Here is a 22,172-nt window from a genome sequence, read left to right as displayed (position 1 = left end):
GGATTATGGACAATGCATCGGATTTAACCTGTACGAGTTGCGGACGCCGGATCGGTAGGCAACTGCATAGCGCCAGCGGCGGCCGTTGCTGCTGCGAGAATTGTTTTCTGGACGGACGCAAGGCGGCTTCTTGGCCGGACGATGTGTATTCGGCATTCGCCGAGGCTTTGGTAGAGGCGCTCGATCTTCGCGAACATGAAACCGGCCTGCATTCCAAACGGGTGGCCTGTCATACTCTGGTGCTGGCGCGGCGTTTTATTTCCGATCCCATGCGGTTGCGGCAATGCTATTGGGGCGCGCTTTTGCACGACATCGGTAAAATCGGCATCGCAGATGCCATTTTGCTGAAAGAAGGCTCGCTCGACGAAAACGAATGGGCGGAAATGCGCACCCACCCTGAAAAAGGACACGCCATCGTAGTCCGTTTGCCGTTCATGCAGGAAGCCGCGGAGATTATTCTCAACCACGAGGAACGTTATGACGGCAGCGGTTATCCCGGCGGTTTGAGCGGGGAAATGATTCCCCTCGGTGCCCGCTTGTTCGCCGTCATCGACACTTTGGACGCCATAACTTCCAATCGTCCTTACCGAAAAGGGAGCGATTACGATACAGCGAAGCGGGAAATTCTCAAGCGGTCGGGAACTCAGTTCGACCCTTCGGCGGTGGAGGCTTTTATTGCCGAAGAAGCGGTGTTGCGGGAAATGGTGGCGCTCAAATGCGAGTTACCCACAGGATTGATTTTGTCTAGTTTGGAGAATTAACCATGAGCTGGCCGGGAAGGCCTGCCTGTGCGGATGACGAATGCAAGATAGAAGACCGGTAACAAAAAGCCGTTGATGCACTATGAAATACGTTCTTGTATTTCACCCTTCGGGCCAGCCGTTGGCTGTTCAAATTCTCTCCAAGCGAATTTGTCGGCGATCCTTCCGGAAAATAATGGTTTTTAACAATTGAAAGGCGGACCAATGAAAACATGTTTAAATAAAATAGGCCACTTATCCGAGTGCGATAGCGAATCTTGTGCAACTTCTTTAGCACAACAAGATTTCGATCGCTCCCTTTCACCGGGAAGGCGATTAACCGGTTGGTGTTTTGCATCTTTAGCATTACTCGCCTGTCCCTGCCATATTGCTTTTTGGATCATGCTGTTTTCCGGGACAGCATTGGGTAGTTTCCTTTCAGCAGATACGGTAACCGCCGTCATGGTTTTTTCGGCGCTATTCCTGATTTCGTTAACTGCGGCGCTGTTGGCGTTTAATAAAATCAAACTTTAGAGGCGCGTGCTTCGCCTCTCTACTGCTTTATCTTTACATGGTTTTAAGCCCAAGTGACCCGAAAGTTTGCCAATATTCCAACCAATATGGTAATGGGGTTCCTCGGCGCCGGTAAAACCACGGCCATTCTTAATCTGCTTAAACAAAAACCGGCTGACGAAAAATGGGCAGTCTTAGTTAATGAGTTTGGACAAGTCGGCATTGACGGCGCCATATTCGCGGCTTCGGGCTCGATAGTCAGGGAAGTAGCCGGGGGCTGTCTGTGTTGTGCGGTGGGACTGCCTTTTCAGGTTGCCGTTAATCGCTTGTTAACGGAAGTCAAACCGGACCGTTTGCTCATTGAACCAACAGGCTTAGGCCACCCCAAGCGGGTGCTTGACATGCTCACCGGAGGATACTTTCGGACCATGCTGGACGTGCGCGCCAATATTTGCCTGGTTGACCCGAGAAAATTAAGCGATAGCCGCTACACGTCGCACGAAAACTTTATCGATCAAATCGCCTTATCCGATGTGCTGGCCGCCAATAAAATGGATTTAGCCGACCAAGCAGCGACAGAGTTGTTCGAGCGTTGGGCCGATGACAGCCGTCCCCGTAAAGCGGTTGTCGCTCAAACGGTTCAAGGGCAACTGGATGTTGCCTGGCTGGATATAACAAGAAACCCGGAAAGGCAGGCCTCTTTTCCTGATGCCCATCAAGCTGGATCGATCCAAATTGATACGGATTATAGGCGAATGAATTCGCCTCTACAAAATGCAGCAGACGGTTACCGGAGTTATGGCACTGTATTTCCGGAACACAGTTGCTTCGATTATGTACGCATAACACGGTTTTTAAATCAACTGGATGCAGAAAGGATAAAAGCCGTTTTCGCGACCAACAAAGGCTGGTTTATTTTTAATGCAGTTGATGGGGTAATGACTATTGTTCCGTGCAAACCTTCAGCAAACAGCCGGATTGAAATAATCGCTAACCAAAATAACTGGCAGGATAATCTACTAGCATTAAACCGCTGCACTGTAAACAGTTGTTCGGATTCGAATTAAGCATCCTCTTTCCAGGGCTGCAAAGCCCGCCCCGCCTTAACTCATTACGGATTTTTAAAAAAGTCTGCAAACCACGTTTTATATGCCTTATTGAAATTTTAATTATCTGCATAAGCGTTTGGCAAAGAGTTCATCAATATTTGCTTAAGCATTTAATCTCTTTTTAACTTTTTGCTTGACTCTGGTCTTGGGTACGGCATTTATTATCACAATCGTGCTTAATTTTTTCATAATGGGCTGCCGGTTAGTTTGTTCTCCAACAAGAAGAGCTAATCACCCCCCCTCCTTTCTTCAATAGCAAGCACATTTATAGCTTTATTTTTTGGTATTAATCAGGAGATTCATCATGAACAAAATCATTATCACTTCATTTCCATTATTTTTTGCTGTTTTATTTTCCAGTCCCGTTATGAGTGAGGATGCAACATTTCGTCGATCAAATTTCAGCAATGAATTCAATATTAAAACGCCTGAAGGTATTAACGCCAGAGGATCAGCAGCAGTCATATCGACCCAATTAAAACACAAGGTAAAAATTAACGTTAATGGCTTAAAACCGGGTGAAACTTACGTAATCCTCAATCATTGGTTTGAACCGATCCCTGATCGTGGCGTTCCTGATTCACAAGGTGCTGTGGTTGACCCGTCATGTAACGGCCATTTTCAATTTCTGGGCACGCCCGTCACCGCAGATAAACAAGGAGAAATCAAGGTTAACGTAAAAGCCGGTCAACTGGCTCCGCATATCTGGGTAGCAAATCTTGCAAAATTCCAGGAAGTTACCAACGGCGGCACACAAGCTCCAGCTAACGCAGATGCATTCGCAACAGGAGGGCTTCTCATCCCTTACGCCGATATTGTCTCTCGTGAAGCTGATTTTATTGATACTGCTCCATTAACGGACTGTGGCTCGTAATCAGTTGGTGGTGGATCGCAGTAAATTGAATTGGCTTATTATTCTATAAGTAGGTATTAACTATGACTAATACATCAAGAAGAAATATGCTTAAGCTAATTCTACTTTGTCAGATTAACTGGTCTATCAGGCTGTTGATTTTCTCGCCTACGAAAGCCGCATAAAACCGTTGACCGAGAAGCACAGAAATATACTAAGGCATTGTTATATATGTTAAAATAGTTCTATTACAAGATACTATAACGGATAATTCCTGACCATGCGCGGCGCCGACATTACTCAAGAAGAACTGTTCAGCTATCGAACGCTGGAAGCGCGGATACCCAAGCACCATCCCTTACGCAAACTGCGGAAAGTGGTCGACCTTTTACTCGCCACGCTGAGTGACGAGTTCGATGCCCTCTACGCACGCCGCGGTCGGGATTCCATTCCACCGGAACGCCTGCTCCGCGCCAGTCTGTTGCAAGTTCTGTTTTCGATCCGCTCGGAGCGGCAACTGGTGGAACACATCGACTTCAACTTGCTGTACCGCTGGTTTGTCGGGTTGACGCTGGACGACGCCGTGTGGGATCACTCGACGTTCAGTGCCAACCGCGACCGCCTGTTGAACGAGCGCATCAGCCGTTTGTTTTTCGAGCGCGTGCTGGCCTTGGCGGAGTGGCAGAAACTGGTTTCCGATGAACATTTCTCGGTTGACGGCACCCTGATTCAAGCTTGGGCCTCGCAGAAAAGCTTCGTCAAAAAGGACGGCTCCAGCCCGCCGCCGGAAGACGGCAGTCGTAACCCCACGGTCAATTTCAAGGGCGAGAAACGCAGCAACGATACCCACGCCTCAAGCACCGATCCGGACGCCCGGTTATACAAAAAGAGCGAGGGCGACAAGGCGCAACTGTGTTTGATGGGCCATGCCCTGATGGAGAACCGCCATGGCTTGGTGGTGGACGTTGAAGTCACGCACGCCACCGGCACCGCGGAACGGGAAGCGGCCAAAGTCATGGTAAAGCGCACGGTCAACAAGCCAGGCGCCACGTTGGGAGCGGACAAAAATTACGATACCCAAGACTTCGTGGCCGCGATGCGCCAGCATAAGGTCACGCCGCATGTCGCGAGCAAAGAAAAAGGCTCGGCGATCGACCGCCGCACCACCCGGCACAACGGTTACCGCACAAGCCTCAAGGTTCGCAAACGGATCGAAGAAGTCTTCGGCTGGGCGAAGACTGTCGGTCCGCTACGCCAAACCAAATTCCGCGGCTTGAAGAAGGTGGCGGCACAAACGATCTTTACCTTGGCCGCTTATAACTTGACACGGATGGGCTGCATTTTCGGCTGGCGATGCAGTACCGCCTAGGCCCAGGTATGCCTGCAATCCGCCGAAAGGCGGAATTTAGCCTCGAAAGAGGTCATAAATACCGGCTAAAACCGGAAATTCAGGACTGATCTGGATTTCAGCGCTAAAAATTAGTCAAAAAATGGGTTCACAGCCGAAGGCATAAGGGTAAATTTCAACAACCTGCTATACAGAATGCAGTGCTTTGTGTATAATAAGCCATTGTTTTATATAGTTTTATTACGATAATGACGTGAAAATTCCAGAACTTCACTTATTCGTGCCCTTCAAGGGCTTCCAGAAGCGCTTAATACCACTTTGTTAATTTTCCGCTTGACTCTGGTCTAGGGTACGGCATTTATGATCTCAACCGAGCTTTGAATTTTTTCATAGTGACCCGTCGATTGTTTTTCCTGAAAAGGAAAAACAATCGACCCTTTTTATTCGGCAACAAATACGTTTATATCTCACTGTAGATTCTGACTGAGCGATGCATTTAGCCATTCATATTGATTAATTCAACAAAGGTTAAATTTTAATCAGCGACTGTTTGTTGTTCATAGCCTATTTTAGGGTGAATAAAATGACAGATTTTATGTTTTTTGTTTTTACTAAAATTTTACGCATTGACCTGAAAGACCCGCACGACATACCTTGGGGTACGCAATTATTCTTCTACCCGGTTATTGGTTTTCTTATTGCCGCTGTCGTACTTAAGTTCATGGGCTTTCGTTTTAATCTTTTTGAAGAAGATTTTGGGCTTTTGGATGAAGGAGAAAAAGAAGAAAAAAGAAAACAACTGGAATCTATTTCCGATGAAAAGGATGACACAGATGATAAATGAATGGCTAAATATTGCCTTGCAAAAAAATATTCTAACGCGTGCGATCAAAGTTGCGTTGGTGGTTGGTTCAATTCTAATGTTGATCAATCAGGGCGATGTAATACTGAGCAATGGATTACAGATAAAGGAGTTTATCAAAATTACTCTGACCTATTTAGTACCCTATTGCGTTTCAACCTATTCAAGCACTGAAGCGGTTTGCGCTGCTGAAAACAAGCCCAGTATTAATAAATTAATGTGGGAATTTATTAAAAAGAAAGGGCTTGAATTGGCTCAATATTCGTTAACTCTTTTTAAGAGACATATAGGCAAGATGCCTTTTAGTTTTTTGAAAGGAAAAACACCATGATGCAATTTAAATCCACGCTCATAGAGCGCTGGCAGTATTGCCGGGATTGGGCTTCCTTGTACGGCGGAACTCCGTTCGCGTTTATGGTGGCGGGTCTTGGCAGCGTGGGCGCCAGCAACTTGAAGACGCTGGATACCCTGCGCCCGTTGCTCATCGCCATCGCCGCCAATTGTCTTGTATTCGCCTATCGCAAGCTGAGCGATGCTTCCACCCAGGTCTGCCAGATATGTTCGATTTGTACTGAGGTACGAAGCCTATGTGCCTATAAGAATCTCTTCTGGATCATTGCGGCCCTCGCCCTGGCGTCAATCGATTTTTCGTACTTTTTCTATCTGCTTTTGGGTGCCGCCGCGGGATTCCTTTCCGGGCTGTTCGGCATCGGCGGCGGCATCATCATCGTCCCTTTCCTGGTCTGGCTTTTTTCGGCGCAAGGGTTTGCGTCGGACTTAGTTCTGTTGATGGCTGTGGCGACTTCTTTGTCTACGATCATCTTCACTGCGGCCGCCTCTCTTAAGGCCCATCACCGCCTTGGTGCAGTCGATTGGCCGGTTGTGAAGCAACTGGTGCCCGGTATTCTGGTCGGCTCTCTAATGGGTTCGGTTGTCGCCGACAGCCTGCCAACCGATCTGTTCAAAACATTGTTCGCCTTTTTTCCGCTATGGGTAGCCTTTCAGATGCTAAAGTCCTACTCGCCAGAGCTTGATCCTGACCAGCCGACAAGCGAGCGAAACCTGGCCGGAGCCGGCGGCATCATTGGTGCGCTGTGTACCCTTATATCTTGATTCTGGGCTTTCAAAAGTTCAGAATCCCCGATTGATCATCGGGAGGATAGCGGGGAAGTCGTGCCCACCCTGAGGCTTCAAAGCCTGTCTCGTAGATTGAGCTCCTCGCTATCCACACTTGCTATTGTAGTTCGAACGGTATTCTTAGGCTCAAAGCCTGTATTCATAAGGTTGAACATAGCGGTGGTTCCGATCTCATCTTTCCCATTGACTCTTATTGCGAAGCATAACATCAGAATTAATATGTCATTTTTAATTACCATCGGCGTTGATATTGCAAAGTTTAAATTTGATGTCGCTTGCTTGGTTGCTGGCAAATACAAACATAAAACATTTACTAACGATGAACCCGGCCATGTTGCCTTTACAGCCTGGTTTCTTGCCCTGTGTGGTGATGTTAACCCGCTAATTTGCATGGAAGCCACAGGCGCTTACAGCTTCCCGTTGGCTGATTTTTTAGTCCGTCAGGGCCATCCGGTCAGTTTAGTCAACCCCGCTAAAATCCACGCGTTTGCCAAAAGTGAATTGAGCCGGGCCAAGACCGACAAAGCCGATGCCAAACTCATTGCCCGTTACGCATTAACCATGAATCCACCTTTATGGACACAGCCCCCAGCCAATATCCGTGAATTACAAGCATTGGTTCGTCGTGTTGAGCATCTTTTGGAAATGATTCGAATGGAACGCAACCGTCAAGATACTGCCAACGCTAAGATTACTGATTCTATTAACACGGTTTTGGGAATACTCGAAGCAGAACTTCAAGCCACACGCAAAGCGATTCATGACCACATAAATAACCATCCAGACCTCAAACAACGTGGCGATTTACTGGCTACAATTCCAGGTATTGGTGATGCCTCTATTGCGCATTTGTTAATTGCGTTGAGTCAACATCACGCCTTTATCCATGCCAAACAAGTGGTTGCCTTTGCAGGACTTGCCCCTGCACTACGCCAGTCTGGGCAATGGTCTGGCAATACCCATATTGCCAAAAATGGCGATGCGCTTCTCCGCAAAGCACTGTACATGCCAGCGCTTTGCGCGTTACGTTTTAATCCTCTAATTCGCACCTTCAGTGAGCGTCTTAAAGCTAATGGTAAAAATGGTAAAGCCATTGCCTGTGCCGCTATGCGTAAGCTGATTCATATTGCTTTTGGAGTGCTTAAATCAGGTAAGCCTTTTGACCCAAATTATGCCGCTTAATTATTGCTTGCTTTTGGATCAGCAAGACGGTATCTACTGGGCGCCGGCGTCGGGCTCATCACCGTCCCGTTTCTGGTCAAGCGCCGGTTTAACATGCGCCAAGCCGTGGCCATTTCCAGCGCTTGTGGTTTGCCCATCGCCATTGTCGGTTCTCTTGGCTACATCATCCTGGGTTGGGGCAACGCCGGTCTTCCCAGTTGGAGCATGGGCTATATCCATACACCGGCATTTCTCTGCATCGTAACCAGCAGCCGGATATTCGCTCCAATGGGGGGCGCAACTCGCGCATAAGTTGCCGACCGAGAAACTGAAACGGATATTTGCGCTGTTTTTGTTCGCGGTCGGGATACGGCTGCTTTGGCAGGCGGTCGTTTAATTCTCTTGCATTTATGAGAAAGAACCAACAAACCCTTCGTTATTCTGCCCCTGCGGTTACGCTGGGCAACAATTCATCGGCGAAAAACTTTGCGTATTTCACGCCTTGGCTTTTTGTATTCACCCTCATCTGGCTTGCTGGTTACGCGACTATATTTCCAGACCCAATCGGGCTTGCCGCTCTCAATTGGCCGCTGATCATCGTCGGTGTGTTCGGCGCATTCATCGGTAACGCTACCGCGATTGGGGGCGGCATTGTTTTTATCCCCGTGCTGATGTTCGCTTACCAAGTGGATCCCGTCAGTGCCTTGAAACTCACGTTCGTCACGCAAGCCGTCGGCATGAGCAGCGGCGCATCCGGTTGGCTGCGGCGCGGCGAAGTGCCGTTATCGCTTTTGCAATGGACCGTGCCCGCGCTTATTATCGGGACGATGATGTCCACATTCTTGATCCACCCGCAGCCGCTGTTGGTTAAAGGGCTGTTTGGTCCCATTGCGTTCATAGCGGGCTTGCTAACGCTCATCACGCTTGATCGAAAAGGCGGGCGAACGGAACTTCCAGCAAAAGCCCGTATCCCAATCGTTTTGGTTTCTTTTATCGGCGGCATGATTACCGGCTGGGTTGCGATTGGCGAGGGTGAAATCATCGCTGCCTTTTGTATGCTCGCCTACGGCCTTAACGCTAACCGGGCAATCGGTCTGGGCGTGGTATTGTTGTCGTTAAACTCGCTTTTGCTGGCCTTCGTCCATGCCTTGTATTTTGGCGGCGTACCCTGGGATATGGCGGCATTCACCATGCTCGGTGTACTCTGGGGCGGGCGGCTGGGGCCATTTCTCGCGCAATGGATTTCTCCGCGTGCTACGAAAAAGGGTTTCGCCTTTATCGCGCTGCTTGATGGCTTGATGATTACCCTACAGGCGAGCTATATGATGTATTTTCGCTAAAGAATTTAAACACTCCTTGACTTATGCGGTACAAAAAATCGAATCGCTGTTGGGCGTGAAAGCGTTCGAGATTCAGGGGCGCAAAGCCATTCTTACGCCGACCGGCCAAATGCTTTACCGACGCGCATTGGCATTAGTCGATGAGGCAAGCGATCTGGAGCAAGCGGCGCATACGCTATCGACAGGTTGGGAGGCGGAGATTCGCATTGCGGCAGAAATCCTTTTTCCTTCACGGTTACTGCTGGTCTGCCTGGATCGCTTCGGCCATGAAAGTCCGCGAACACGGGTTGAGTTGATTGAATCGGTGTTGGGCGGGACAGCCGACGCGCTGCTCAAAGGGGAAGTCGACTTGGTTATTTCCCCTCAACAGCCGCCAGGTTTTCTAGGCGAACTCTTAATGCGAGTTCGATTGGTCGCGGTCGTGCATGCCGATCATCTTTTGCATTGTTATGGCCGCGCGTTAAGCAATCGGAACCTGTGTGCCTATCGGCATCTGGTGATACGGGATTCGGGCACTAAGCGCGACCGGCGCGCAGTGTCTGTCGAAGTCGACCAGCGCTGGACGGTAAGCCAAGATGCCACTTCGATCCAAGCCGTCTCCATGGGTTTCGGTTTTGCTTGGCTTCCAGAAGAGCATATCCGTGAGGAGTTAAAGACAGGATTGCTCAAGCCTCTACCTTTGCGTGAAGGCGGAACACTTGAAGTTCCGTTATACATGATTTTGCCACTCCAGACTTTGTTGGTATTGGAGTGAACCATATCGCCGAGATAATCAGGGAGTCGGTGGAGACTTGCAACGCAGAAATGGATGGACCGTCCCGAATGAATGACGACCTTGGCTACTAGTCAGAGACGTGGCAAAAGTTTTTTTTTGAAGTTATAAAGGCGGTTTTGGCCATAAACGCCCCAGAATTCACCGTTCTTTGATGCATGTGGATGCTATGTCAATCACAGAAAACACGTCATCATTTGAGCCTGTCCCAAAATGAGACATCTAAACAGGCAACCAAAAGAGTCATTTTTGAGCACTCTTTTACGCCGACAGATATTTTTCGCAAAAGATAGCATGGTTGTTCCGATAATCAGGAATGTCAAAAAATCATGCTATTCAATTCGCCAGAATTCATCTATTTCTTCCTTCCATTTTCCTTAGCAGCCTGGTGGATGCTCCAAAAACTGGAGCGTGAAAATGACGCGCAATTACTGGTCATCATCTGTTCCGTGTATTTCTATGGATGGTGGGATACGCGATACGTGCCGTTGCTAATTGGTAATGCTATTGGGAATTTCTTCTTGGGATGGCAGATCTCCAAAACAAAATCCAAGCTTTTGCTGGCTGTCGGATTACTCTACAACATTGGTTTGCTGGGATACTTCAAGTACGCAGATTTCTTCATTGGCAACTGGAATGACTTGACCGGATCAGGCGTTGAAGCCTTGAAATTGGTCCTGCCGCTAGGCATTTCATTTTTCACATTTCAGGTTATCGCTTACTTAGTCGACTGTTACAAAGGCTATGTAGAAGACTTCAACCTGAGACGGTTTTCCTTCTCGATCTCTTTTTACCCTCACCTTATCGCGGGGCCAATACTTCATTACTCGGATGTCATGCCGCAACTCAAAGAGCGGATTGCATTTGATGCGCGTCAGTTTTCCCAAGGCTTGTTTTTGTTTGTAATCGGGCTGTTCAAAAAAAGTGTCATTGCCGACAGAATTGCCGAAAAAGTAGACCCGCTATTTGCCGCCGACACGACATTACAGTTCTTTGAGTCCTGGACGGCTTCTCTGGGATATGGATTGCAAATTTACTTTGATTTCTCCGGATATTCCGATATGGCCATAGGGATAGGCCTGATGTTTGGAATCACTCTGCCTCAAAACTTCAACTCCCCTTACCAGGCAGTCAGTATTGCCGACTTTTGGAAACGTTGGCACATAACCCTATCGAGATTTCTATGTGACTTCGTGTATATCCCGCTTGGAGGCAATCGAAATGGCTTCGTTAAAGGCGTTATGGCTGCTGGGTTGACAATGATCACTGGTGGCTTTTGGCATGGCGCCGCATGGACGTTTGTTTTGTGGGGGCTATTGCATGGTTTGTTCATTGGCATGCACAGAATTTGGGAGCGAACACGATATGCGCTTCCGGAAACTGCGGCAATCGGCTTAACGTTTCTGTCGGTGACAGCGGCTTGGGTTGTGTTTCGAGCCGAATCGGTTGGCCATGCTATTTCAATCTGGAAAGGGATGGTTGGCATCAACGGTGTTGCAATCCCAAGCATGCTATCTGGCCTTTGTAATAGCTGCGCACAAACAAGTCTAATTTCGGGCATGGAGTTCATTCAAATCGGAATTCTGCTATTCGTGTGCATGAATTATGTGAACGCACAAAAAGATGTTCAATCACTACAGCCCTCGTTAAAAACAGTGGGTTATTTATCAGCTCTATTTTTCACCAGCATTTGGATGTCAGGTTCACATGAAAGCTTTATCTATTGGCAGTTTTGATTCATTTTGGAAAGCCAGCTTGTTTTGTACCGGAGCTGTTGCATGGGCGTTACCCACCTGGAATGTAGTGGTAAACCCGTACCAGATATTCAATGACAAGCACTCGATTGGGGCTCGATACACATCGTCGACAACAAACGAACGTTACTTAAAGGTCGCGCATCTTGTAAGGGAAGCGAGGGAAAGATCACCCCTGGCAGCTGAAAATATTGTTTCGGTAATTAACGAATCGCTAGACGATCGCCAAAAACCAAAACGGGAATTACCGAACGCATTCATTGTGGGATCGTCAATCATGGGCATGATTGAACCGTCTTTAATGGAAACACGTTTGCCTGGGACACACTTTTACAATCTCGCGTTTCTGGCCGCAAAACCCGATGAAATCTTGGCTACGCTGAAAGGTTTGAAGCGCGAAGGTGTACTAATAAACAACATTGTCTATGGTTTGGAGCCAATTGCCTTTACGGACATCAAGTCGTATGGTCCGGCTTACCAACTACACCCGCTAGCCGATGAAAGCAGTAAACAGAAGGTGTTGTTTGATTATTTATTCGCATCGAGTCTGTCAGACGGATTTAGCCGGCTTGTCACTGTCTTACGCGGTGAGCCATCGGTAAGGTATGACATAGAGGGAACAGGACGATATTACCTCGACCGTTACGACCGCGAAATCAAAAAAGATCACGAAGCTTTCATTCGCAAACAATTTCCAATCGATGCCAAACCGTTAAATGCACCGCCCTGGATCGAAAACCGCTTTAGCGAATTAAAGGGGCTGGTTCAATGGCTTAAGCAAGAAAAAGTGAATGCGAGGTTTTATCTGAACCCACTTCATCCCTATGTTGCAAACGCATACGGAGATGATCGTCTAAATGAATTCAAGCAAAGGATGACCGAATTAACTGGTCAAGCAAACCTCAATGATTGCACTCGATTGCTGATTAATGAGGACGTAAATCGACGATTTTACGACTATAAGCATTTTAGAGACGTTGAGGCAGGTAAGGTGCTTGATTGCGGGTTAGGCATTATCGGGTCAAGCTAAAGAGACTGAAAAATCGCGCCTTTCACCCCGATGTAAGCACAAACGCGTTTTTAGAATAGCAACATCATTACTTGATGTTGACCAAATGAAGATAGAGCTCGGACAAGATGATTATCTCTTGTCAAAAAATCAAGCGTCCCCGGTGTTTTGCGATTTCGATTGCCTAGTGAATGCCCATATGCTGGTTATGGGAAAAACAGGCATGGGGAAAACAACTTTTTTGCGACATGTGATTCAACAAATGCATCGTTTTTCACCGGCGCCACGGATTCATATCATGGACGTGCATGGTGATATTAATCTGAGCAGAACATCGTCCGTCAGGTTCTCGGAATCCACCGAATACGGGCTAAATCCATTTGTAGTAAGTCAGGACCGCCATTTCGGTGGCGTGAGAAAGCGTGTGCAAGACTTTATTGCAACGATCAACGGATGCCGTCCGATCGGTTCACGGCAAGAGGCAGTGATGAGGCATTTGATTACCGATCTCTATGCCGCGAATGGATTCTTTGCCGACAATTACAAATCCTGGGTTTTGCATGATGGAATTGATCGTAAGTACCCAAAACGGTACCCGACCATGGATGACGCCTGCCGTTACGCATTTGTAAAACTCAAACAGCTCATTATTGGAAGTGACACACAAGCTGGACGAGCCCTGGAAGAACTAAACAAAATCACAACGAAGCTCTACAAAATAAACAAGCAGCTTTCAGCGCCTAGCGCAAAGCCTGATGGCGATTTGCTAGAGAAAGCGATGGATCTGCGTCAAAAAGCGATCAAGTCATATAAAGATTACATAGAGAACCTGGTAACCGGCAAGGAACTGGAAGACTTCATCAAATATGAATCAAAGGAAGTTTTGAAATCGGTTGTTGAGCGATTCGACAACCTCAAAGCAAGCGGGATATTCAAAAATCAACAACCACCATTTGATTCATCAAATCCAGTTTGGCATTACGACATTACAGCGTTGCGAGAGGATGAAAAGCGCATGTTTGTTGAATTCAAACTTCAAGAAATTTTTTCATCCGCACTCGAAAGAGGCCCGGTTCGAAAAGAGGAAGAAGGTCTATTGAGGGACATCATGATTATTGATGAGGCTCATCTGTTCTTTAGAGACGATGAAAATAACATCCTGAACACCATTGCTAAAGAAGGTCGGAAGTTTGGCCTTGGTCTCATCTGCGCAAGTCAATCACCTACACACTTTTCTGAAGACTTTTTTTCAAACGTTGCCACAAAGATCATCTTGGGCGTCGATCAAATGTATTGGGACAACTTAGTAAGAAAAATGAAGGTGGAATCAAAATACATGCAATACATCAAGCCATTTCAAGTCATCGGAGCACAGATGAGTAATAAGGGCGAGACACGATCGCGTTTTACGATGGTCAGAGTTCCAAATTCCCGCGTTCAAAACCAAACCCATTGAATGCTGCGTAATTAAGTTAGAACCAAGAACTTTCAGGAGAACCAGAAATGCCAAAAAACAAACTGATGAATTTAAGGATGAATTCGTTTGCAAGTTTCGACGATGCGATGGACATGTGCGAATTGTTGTCACGGGAAACGGGCGACGAATACACCGTAATGCCTGATAACCATTTGGGCTTTACGGCAAATCGGATTCAATCAAGCATCAAAAAATCAAATAAAAAAGGAGAAATAGAAAGTGAGTTCAATGCGCGCGAGCTTCGTCAAGCTTGGCGGGGATTCATAACGAATTATTTTGAAATTTTTTTAGGACTGTTGCTAATTATGAACCCATACAGAGTTATGGGTTGGGTGTTTTATTGCTTGAGCATCGAAACGCTACCAGAATGGCTTAATTTAAAAGGCGTTGGCGATTTACTTGGATTGGGCGGTGTATTGTTGATCCTTTATGGACTGAGGTTTATTTACAGTTATTTTGCCGAAAAACTTTACATTGATGAGGATGGCATCATCCTCAAAAAAGGGATTCTTGCTCAGTCCCAAGTACAAATACGATTTAGCGATATAAAAACAATCGGTGTTCAACAAGGCATATTAGACAGATTGATGGGAATTGGCACAGTTCATTTGGATTCTGCCGGCACGAACGGAACAGTAGACATAGAGTTCAAAAACACCATCGACCCTATAAGGATGCGTCGAAATATTCAGATTCTCATCGATAATCACATCAAGTTTCATGGATAAATAATGATCAAAAAAATTGCTGCGATTTTTACGAAAAAAAAGCTTCCACGTAGCAAGTTAAATCTTGAGAAATCGGATGTTGTAAATACCAAGTCAATTAGCCTGGATATCTTTGAGGAATATTCTCAGAGATTACCGGGATTTCCAACTGGTATACCGGTAATTCCAACTGATTTGCTGGTCGAAAAAAATAAGGACATGATCAAGCAAATCATTTTGGCAAGAGGATTGGCTGGAGCACATAACAAGGATGAAGTAGAAAAAAAGATCATGTCCCCAGTAAGGCATCTTGCTGAAATGACGCACTTGCTGCCTGCTTCCGAGAAAAATCATTTCAAGTTGTTGGGAGGATTATTTTCTTTCTGCCTGGAAGTCTCTCTGTTTTCAATCAGGTACGCAGAACGAAGAATATTGACACGAGCAACGCCTGAAATAAGAAAAGACGAAGAATCTCTTTGGACTCACGCTGCATTCCTGACAGGCTTATTTAGCGAGGCAATAACAGCCATATCCAAAATATCGGTGTATGCCGAGGATAAGGGTATTGAATGGCGACCAGGTGCTGAATCACTTTATGAATGGCTTCAAAGAAATGAATTGAAACGCTATCACATCCGATGGAGCGATAAGGAAGATCGGTCAACGGTTTATATCATGGCAGGAAAATCCATTCAGAAGGAACAAACGGATATTTTTGCTACCGGTGAAAAGGCGATTTACAAAACGCTTTATGCAGCAATGCAAGACCAAAAAGACCATAGCAATCCCCTGGCTAACATCGTTGACACGGTGAAGTACAAAATCATGGAACGAGATGAATGGAGCTATGCGGATCGTTATGGCAAACCATTGGCGGGCATGCATCTGGAACCCTGGTTGATCGATGCCATGCGGCATTTGGTTCAGAAAAAACGTTGGGTGCCCAATGATGAGAATGGCCGTATTTGGCACGGTCAGGACGGGGTGTTTCTGGCGTGGCCATTGGCAGCAAACGATATGCAAGTTCAATTAAAGTCCGCGGAATGCCCATTTATTCCGAGTACGCAAGAGATATTGGCCGATATCCTCCTGGATGCCGGAATCATTGAGAAAAGTAGACTTGGCGGATACCTGTTTGATATTGAAGTTCCTGCAGCTGAGAGCAAAGAGAAGAAGCATCTAGAAGCGCTTAAATTAGCCCGGTATGAAATTCTGTTTGTAAAAACTCAACATAAACCGATCGATGGAAACCTTCGGATCAAAGTTGATGACAACGAAAATTCGGCAGACCGAATCGAATTACAAGACCAATCAAATATTGATAGTGAAGCTCATGAACATACATCGAAGAATCAATTCGACAAAACTCATTCGGAAAAAATCGAGCATACGCATGAGAGAAAAACAGATCCCAACCAAGAAGGGATCGATGAAAATGACGAGCTCCAAAATACCGATATCAATGCAGATGGTGGTGTGCAGACTGTCTTGCCAACTCATGACGAGTTAATCGATACGAGCATTTTGTTTCAAAAATCTGAAATAACTCAAACAAAAAACAAAACCAAGAGGAATTCAAATAATAAAAGAAATAATGAATTTAGTTCTGATAATAAAAGCCATACCGATACCTTGGCAATAAACAATTATGACGATGATTATGCGGCCGACTATCTACCCGCAAAAGAAAACGAATATGGTGAACTTGCTTTTGAGCGTGACGAGAAGGCGAAACTACCGGAAAAGAATCAAGTAACGATTCAGGATGCCAATAAGGAAATCCATACGGACAACAATGGTACTGAAGATCCCTTAGGTTTTTTAATTGGATCATCAAAAAATGAGCCTAAAAAAATCAAGTCAAATCTGAAAGAACAGGAAGCTGGAAAATCAAATGTGCCCGAGTTAGATAGCTTGTTGGGTAAAAAGACAAAAGAAAAAGAGAACGCAAAAAGCGATGATGGATCAGGGAGAGCCGGTTTAATTTTAAACAGACTGAAAAAACTACCCATTGAATATCTTGAGTCACAGCCAGGCGGGTTAACAAAAATTAGATCAATAGGATTGAAAGATACAAAAATGGACCTGAAAGACTGCATATCTGTACTGAAAGCATCTGGTTTACTTGAAATGATCGATGGTTATGAAACAGGCCTTGATAGTTCTGGAAAACCTCAATCGCGTTATTTCCTGGTAAGGGCGGACTTGCTGAATGGCAAATAACTACGATCCCTATATACGCAAACCCTACGAATTGTATATCGCCACTGCTTGGTTTGTGGCTACCGCAACGTCATTTGCCGGATACATCGTATTGCCTGGTGGAAACTCTATGATGCTTCCTTGGTTGTGTTTTGGGTTCATGGCTCTCCAGTCTGCTATCAAGGGTCTTGATTTAGTTGGACGTGGAAAGGTTGGCGAAATGCTGACGTTTATGGATGTCGGAAAACTTCTGGAATTGGTCAAGCCAGAAAAAATGTGGTTTGGCTGGGGATTCGACTGGATGCCTATTCATACACAACGGGCAGTTGATTACATGCTGTCTGGCGTCAAAATAAACCATGACCAAGAGAGTCCTGGGAGTCTTTGGATTCATGGTTTGAACTTAGGAAAAGAAAAAGACGTTTTGATTCCGCTAAAATCGCTTGAAGGCCACACCATCATGTTTGGCACCACGGGTGCCGGAAAAACGAGAGCCTACGAAGTAATGGTTACCCAAGCCATTCACCGGGGCGATACAGTCATTATGATCGATCCAAAGGGTGACAAAGAATTGCGCGATCGCATGGAACTTGAATGCGCAAGGGCAGGACGAGATGATTCATTCTTGTTTTTTCATCCGGCATTCCCTAAATCTTCAATCCGTTTGGATCCAATGCGGAACTTCACACGCACAACTGAAATTGCATCCAGGATAGCCGCATTACTCCCATCACAGACTGGTGGATCAGATGCATTTACCGCATTTGCTTTCAGGGCGCTAAATCTGGTCGCACAAGGTCTTCTTGAAACGGGTAAACGTCCGTCAATCAAACAATTGCGGTATTACATAGAAGGTGGAGCAGAATCATTATTGGTACACGCCATCGAAGCTCATGCGGACCGCGTTGAGCCTAACTGGAAAGAGGGTAGCGCGGAACCATTCTTTACCAAGGCCAAGGCCGGCAAAGCGAAAAAAATGGAGACAATTACAAATCCAGATTGGCTGGCCACGATTGAATGGTACCGCGCAACGATGAGTAACGGGCCCAATGGTTCTGAAGGGATCGATGGATTGTTGTCGCTTGTCGAACACAATCGGCTTCATTTTTCGAAGATGATTGCCTCTCTTATCCCAGTACTAAACATGTTGACATCTGGAGACCTGGGCGAACTTTTGTCACCAAACGAAGATGACACCCGCGATTCCCGACAGATATTTGATACATCAACAATCATTTCCGGCAAGCATGTTTTATACGTAGGGCTAGATTCCTTATCGGATTCCATTGTTTCTTCAGCAATTGGCTCGATAGTTCTGGCTGACTTCGCATCCGTGGCCGGGATGATCTACAACAGCGGGAAAAAGCCAGGACGAATCTCCATGTTTGTTGATGAGGCGGCTGAAGTCGTCAATTTGCCTTTCATCCAAATACTTAATAAAGGTCGCGGCGCAGGGTTTCAGGTTGTCATGGCGACACAAACGTTACCTGATATTGTTGCCAGGCTGGGAGACGAGGCAAGAGCAAGACAGGTCGTCGGCAACTGCAATAACCTTATCACGCTCCGGATCAAGGATGGCGACACCCAACAATTTGTCGTAGAGACATTTGGACAAACCTATATCAAAACCGTGCAACAAAGCATATCGAGCGCGGTTAATTCGGCCGAAAACATCATCAATTATTCTGGAAATAGTGGGCAATCATTGAGCTTCGGTGAGCATGACCTATTCCCGCAACATCTTCTCGGGCATCTGCCCAATTTTCATTACATTGCATCAATCGCCGGCGGCAGGGTCATTAAGGGACGACTGCCCATCATTACCCATTAGGATTAAAAACATGCATGATCAGTCAGCCGAAATAATTTTTTTGAAAAAACCTTTACCACATCCGCTTGAATCCGCTTCGATTGAAATGAAGAAGGCCTGCAGGGCAACGAAACGCTATCCCAGCTCTCAGGAGTTATTTGCGAGATGGCCTAATCTTAGGGAAGCTTCCCAGCGATTAACCTCATTGTTGACACTGTATTGGCCAGACCATAGGAAAGGCGGTGAAAGTTTGTTGGTTAATTGTCTCGATGCTGGCTTTGCGGAGGCTGAAAAATCTATCTCAAGAGATAGCAACGACCTGACTGAACAAAAAGCATTTATCACCCGAGTTTCGGCCGAATTGGTTCAGTGCCTTGGTTTGACGCTCATGATCAAACGTAGTGGCCTGTGGACAATTTACGATCCAAGCATTGAGGGATACTTGGATGAAATCGTGAAATCGACAACCAGCGAAGAATTGACATGGGTTAATCAGCCGCACAGTGCCTTTAGGAGCGCTCAGAGTCAATTGCTCTGTGCATCGAGGGTGTTTACGATGAATGAGCTGAAATTGGCAGGCTTGCTGGAATAAAACCGATGGGGAAACACTTCCTGATATGGCTCATGATCATGTTTTTCACCCCATTGGCGTTACCGGCATTACTGAGCCCTAAAACGATATCCGAGTACATCAGGGCTGATTACAATGCGGCGATTAACATTTTGGGTAACAAAGAAACAATAAATCAAGAGCTGATTGATTTATATAAGAGAAACCTAACCGCTGTCACTGCTTTTGCTAATGAATTCAGAGATCGGCATGATGATTCTGATAAATTCAGGAACAGTGGCGATCGTATCGGAGAAGCGATCGCAGATATTCCTGGTGATTGGGCTGCATCGGTAAAACTTCAGGCTTATAGCCTCGCTTTGCGTATGGTCATATTATCAAAGTGGGGGATTTGGTTGGGGGTGCCGATTGCCATGGGCTTTGTCGCCGGCGTATTTGAGCGTCGATTGAAATTCGAAACCTTTAGTTCTCCAGTCCCTCCCATTTACAATACTTCGGCGCATATGTTACTTGCACTAAGCTGTATGATCGCATTATGGCTTATTTGTCCGATCCCAATACCATTGCCAATTATTCCAGCGATTGCCGTGCTAATCAGTGTTTTTATAAGCTTGGCAATTGCAAATTATCCAAACTATTAAGTGGACAGAATCCGACGCTAAGACTGTAGCGTGGCACATCCTGCAGTTCCTACTGGGAAAATTGGCACTTTTCGCGGCTAGGCCGGAGGCACGCAACAACTCAAATTCGAAGTATCGGATGTTATTGGCGAGATAGATTGATGCTCTAGTCTGCAATCCGGACCGTCTCAGCAGCGAATAGACAAAGCAACTATATCGATAATATGACCGAAGATATGAGTGTGGATTAATACTTTTGGGCGAGCTGTAACAAAGTTTGTTTTGAATGGATTAGTCTTCTCTTATAATAGAGGAAGGAACCGATTTTCCGCCCCAAAATAACTGCGTAACATATTGTTTTTTATAGGGCCGCAATAGGCTATTTTGTGGTGTATTTTTCGGGTGAAGTATATATTTAAATTGTTGATTTATATGAATAAAATTAAGATTCTTTTCGTCTGCATGGGCAATATTTGCCGGTCACCTACAGCTGAAGGGGTTTTTACAAAACTCGTTAACGATCAGGATTTGAGTCATGTTTTTGAGATAGATTCGGCTGGAACACATGCATATCATGAAGGAGAAGAGCCCGATCTCAGATCACAAAAATCTGCAAAAGAGCGAGGCATCGAATTAAATCATCTTAGAGCCAGAAAAGTCGTGCTGTCCGATTTTGAAAAGTTTGACTACATTTTGGCTATGGACAGCGATAATTACTCACTTTTAAAAGGAGCTTGTCCAGAGCATCACAAAACTAAAATTCACTATTTTTTGGATTTTGCGCCTCATTTAAATGTCAAGGAAGTGCCTGATCCTTACTATGGAGGCCGATTTGGTTTTGAAAAAGTGCTCGATCTGGTTGAAGAAGCCTCGCTCGGCTTTCTGAATTCTATTAGAACTCAATTGGAGGATAAATGAACATTTTTAAGTGGTTTTTTTTAGCGGTTGTAGTGTTTCATTCTGAAATTACGTTAGCCGAAATTTCCAAGCCGATAACTCATGTCGTCATTGTCTGGTTAAAAGAACCCGGCAATGAAGACAACAGAGCGCGTTACATAGAGGAAAGCAAACGCTTGAATGATCTGCCCGGCATCGTCGCTCGGCATACCGGCGTCATTGCTCCCAGCGGACGACCCATTGCCGATGATAGTTTCGACGTTGCGGTGACTGTCACCTTAAAAGACAAAAAGGCATTGGATGCCTATTTGGCGCACCCAAAACATAAGCAAATTCTGCACGAAAAATTGCAGCCTTTGGTCAAAAAAGCGGTTACTTACGATTTTATTACGCCCTGAGGAATTGACATGGCCATCGTTTCGAACACTGTAGGTTACCTTGATGATGACACCCTTTTAGAGGCCTATTTTGCAGTTGATGACGCATTGGAAGGGCAGCGGCCGGTTGTGTTGATCTGTCACGCATGGGGCGGGCGAGATGAATTTGTCGCCGAAAAAGCCAGAAAATTGGCTGAACTAGGCTATGTGGGATTCGCTGTCGACATGTACGGTAAGGGCGTTAGAGGTTCCGGACCCGAAGAAAATGCAAAATTGATGCAACCTTTTATGGAAGATCGGGCTTTATTGCAAAAGCGAATTTTAGCGGCTTTGAGTGCCGTAAAGTTATTGCCTTGGGCTGATGAAAAACGCATTGCCGCCATTGGTTTTTGTTTTGGTGGATTATGTACGCTGGATTTGGCGCGAAGTGGTGCAGACATCGCCGGAGTGGTTAGTTTTCATGGTTTGTTGATTCCTTCGCCCTTGCCCACAAAAAAGATCACTGCCAAAGTATTGGTTTTAAACGGTAATGACGACCCTATGGTACCGGTTGATCATGTTCTTGCTTTGGAGGCGGAATTGACCGAATCCGGAGCAGATTGGCAAATTCATACCTACGGACATACGATGCATGCTTTTACAAATCCGGTAGCCAATGATCCTGACTTTGGCACGGTATATAACCAGATTGCCGATAAACGTTCCTGGCAAAGCTTACTGGCATTTCTAAACGAGGTTTTTTGTTAATCCGCCTTTTTATTACAGCCAGACTTATCATCGGACCCCCTACCGCTGAATTGAATAGGTAAGCTTCGACTCAGCAAAGACAATTTGATACAATGCGCGCTTTTTAAGCGTTTAGTAATAACCAAAATTGCAGCAGTATGCATTTTTATTATTAACAATATGGAAA

At 45.9% G+C, this 22,172-nt stretch carries 23 protein-coding genes; all 23 read left to right on the top strand.

All coding sequences use genetic code 11. The annotated features are described in order from the left end of the window. Positions 1-5: 5 nt before the first annotated feature. The 23 genes from GO003_RS16275 (at position 6) to GO003_RS16165 (ending at position 22,006) form a co-directional block, all read left to right on the top strand. A complete protein-coding gene (locus tag GO003_RS16275) occupies positions 6-761 on the top strand; it encodes an HD-GYP domain-containing protein (protein ID WP_159657882.1) in 756 nt (251 codons plus the stop codon). A 204-nt stretch (positions 762-965) separates the two neighbouring features. After that, positions 966-1,274, top strand: a complete 309-nt coding sequence (locus tag GO003_RS16270) for a hypothetical protein (protein WP_159657884.1) — start codon at positions 966-968, stop codon at positions 1,272-1,274. Between the two features lie 53 nt (positions 1,275-1,327). Further along, positions 1,328-2,320 (top strand): CobW family GTP-binding protein, encoded by a 993-nt coding sequence (locus GO003_RS16265; protein WP_231089032.1) that lies wholly within the window; start codon positions 1,328-1,330, stop codon positions 2,318-2,320. Positions 2,321-2,666: 346 nt separating this feature from the next. Next, the gene (locus tag GO003_RS16260; protein ID WP_159657886.1) at positions 2,667-3,236 is read left to right on the top strand and encodes a hypothetical protein; all 570 of its coding nucleotides are present in this window, start codon (positions 2,667-2,669) and stop codon (positions 3,234-3,236) included. Positions 3,237-3,495: 259 nt separating this feature from the next. Continuing rightward, entirely contained in the window at positions 3,496-4,584 is a 1,089-nt protein-coding gene (locus tag GO003_RS16255) for an IS5 family transposase (RefSeq protein WP_159657888.1), read from the top strand. Positions 4,585-5,146: 562 nt separating this feature from the next. Further along, entirely contained in the window at positions 5,147-5,407 is a 261-nt protein-coding gene (locus GO003_RS16250) for a hypothetical protein (RefSeq protein WP_152565063.1), read from the top strand. Beyond that, positions 5,397-5,756, top strand: a complete 360-nt coding sequence (gene nrtS, locus GO003_RS16245) for a nitrate/nitrite transporter NrtS (protein WP_200882589.1) — start codon at positions 5,397-5,399, stop codon at positions 5,754-5,756. Before GO003_RS16250 ends, nrtS begins: the two co-directional genes overlap by 11 nt. Then, entirely contained in the window at positions 5,753-6,538 is a 786-nt protein-coding gene (locus tag GO003_RS16240; protein ID WP_231089031.1) for a TSUP family transporter, read from the top strand. The genes nrtS and GO003_RS16240 overlap by 4 nt, the downstream gene beginning before the upstream one ends. Before the next feature lie 243 nt (positions 6,539-6,781). Further along, the gene (locus tag GO003_RS16235) at positions 6,782-7,744 is read left to right on the top strand and encodes an IS110 family RNA-guided transposase (protein WP_159657890.1); all 963 of its coding nucleotides are present in this window, start codon (positions 6,782-6,784) and stop codon (positions 7,742-7,744) included. Between the two features lie 3 nt (positions 7,745-7,747). After that, the gene (locus GO003_RS16230; protein WP_159657892.1) at positions 7,748-8,035 is read left to right on the top strand and encodes a TSUP family transporter; all 288 of its coding nucleotides are present in this window, start codon (positions 7,748-7,750) and stop codon (positions 8,033-8,035) included. 98 nt (positions 8,036-8,133) lie between these two features. Further along, entirely contained in the window at positions 8,134-9,063 is a 930-nt protein-coding gene (locus GO003_RS16225; RefSeq protein ID WP_159657894.1) for a sulfite exporter TauE/SafE family protein, read from the top strand. 16 nt (positions 9,064-9,079) lie between these two features. Continuing rightward, positions 9,080-9,817: a LysR family transcriptional regulator gene (locus GO003_RS16220; protein ID WP_231089030.1), complete on the top strand. Its 738-nt coding sequence runs from the start codon at positions 9,080-9,082 to the stop codon at positions 9,815-9,817. Positions 9,818-10,227: 410 nt separating this feature from the next. Next, positions 10,228-11,571, top strand: a complete 1,344-nt coding sequence (locus tag GO003_RS16215; RefSeq protein WP_159657896.1) for an MBOAT family O-acyltransferase — start codon at positions 10,228-10,230, stop codon at positions 11,569-11,571. Continuing rightward, a complete protein-coding gene (locus tag GO003_RS16210; RefSeq protein ID WP_159657897.1) occupies positions 11,543-12,619 on the top strand; it encodes a hypothetical protein in 1,077 nt (358 codons plus the stop codon). Before GO003_RS16215 ends, GO003_RS16210 begins: the two co-directional genes overlap by 29 nt. 85 nt (positions 12,620-12,704) lie before the next feature. Next, a complete protein-coding gene (locus GO003_RS16205; protein ID WP_159657898.1) occupies positions 12,705-14,054 on the top strand; it encodes an ATP-binding protein in 1,350 nt (449 codons plus the stop codon). 47 nt (positions 14,055-14,101) lie between these two features. Continuing rightward, positions 14,102-14,803, top strand: a complete 702-nt coding sequence (locus GO003_RS16200; protein WP_036250337.1) for a PH domain-containing protein — start codon at positions 14,102-14,104, stop codon at positions 14,801-14,803. A 3-nt stretch (positions 14,804-14,806) separates the two neighbouring features. After that, a complete protein-coding gene (mobH, locus tag GO003_RS16195; RefSeq protein WP_159657899.1) occupies positions 14,807-17,005 on the top strand; it encodes a MobH family relaxase in 2,199 nt (732 codons plus the stop codon). Further along, a complete protein-coding gene (gene traD / locus GO003_RS16190; protein ID WP_159657900.1) occupies positions 16,995-18,815 on the top strand; it encodes a conjugative transfer system coupling protein TraD in 1,821 nt (606 codons plus the stop codon). Before mobH ends, traD begins: the two co-directional genes overlap by 11 nt. Positions 18,816-18,825: 10 nt before the next feature. Further along, a complete protein-coding gene (locus GO003_RS16185) occupies positions 18,826-19,386 on the top strand; it encodes a hypothetical protein (protein ID WP_159657901.1) in 561 nt (186 codons plus the stop codon). A 5-nt stretch (positions 19,387-19,391) separates the two neighbouring features. Continuing rightward, positions 19,392-20,006, top strand: coding sequence for a DUF4400 domain-containing protein (locus GO003_RS16180; RefSeq protein ID WP_159657902.1), 615 nt, complete (start codon positions 19,392-19,394; stop codon positions 20,004-20,006). A 411-nt stretch (positions 20,007-20,417) separates the two neighbouring features. Next, positions 20,418-20,903 carry a low molecular weight protein-tyrosine-phosphatase gene (locus GO003_RS16175; protein ID WP_159657903.1) on the top strand — a complete coding sequence of 162 codons (486 nt, stop codon included), beginning with the start codon at positions 20,418-20,420 and terminating at the stop codon, positions 20,901-20,903. Further along, positions 20,900-21,280 (top strand): Dabb family protein, encoded by a 381-nt coding sequence (locus tag GO003_RS16170; RefSeq protein WP_159657904.1) that lies wholly within the window; start codon positions 20,900-20,902, stop codon positions 21,278-21,280. Before GO003_RS16175 ends, GO003_RS16170 begins: the two co-directional genes overlap by 4 nt. A 9-nt stretch (positions 21,281-21,289) precedes the next feature. Then, complete coding sequence (locus GO003_RS16165) at positions 21,290-22,006, top strand: dienelactone hydrolase family protein (protein WP_159657905.1); 717 nt, start codon at positions 21,290-21,292, stop codon at positions 22,004-22,006. Positions 22,007-22,172: the final 166 nt, after the last annotated feature.

This window comes from Methylicorpusculum oleiharenae, from assembly GCF_009828925.2.
GTDB classification, from domain to species: Bacteria; Pseudomonadota; Gammaproteobacteria; order Methylococcales; family Methylomonadaceae; genus Methylicorpusculum; species Methylicorpusculum oleiharenae.
Note: the sequence above shows the minus strand (reverse complement) of the source record. Positions and strands in the feature narration are given on the sequence as shown.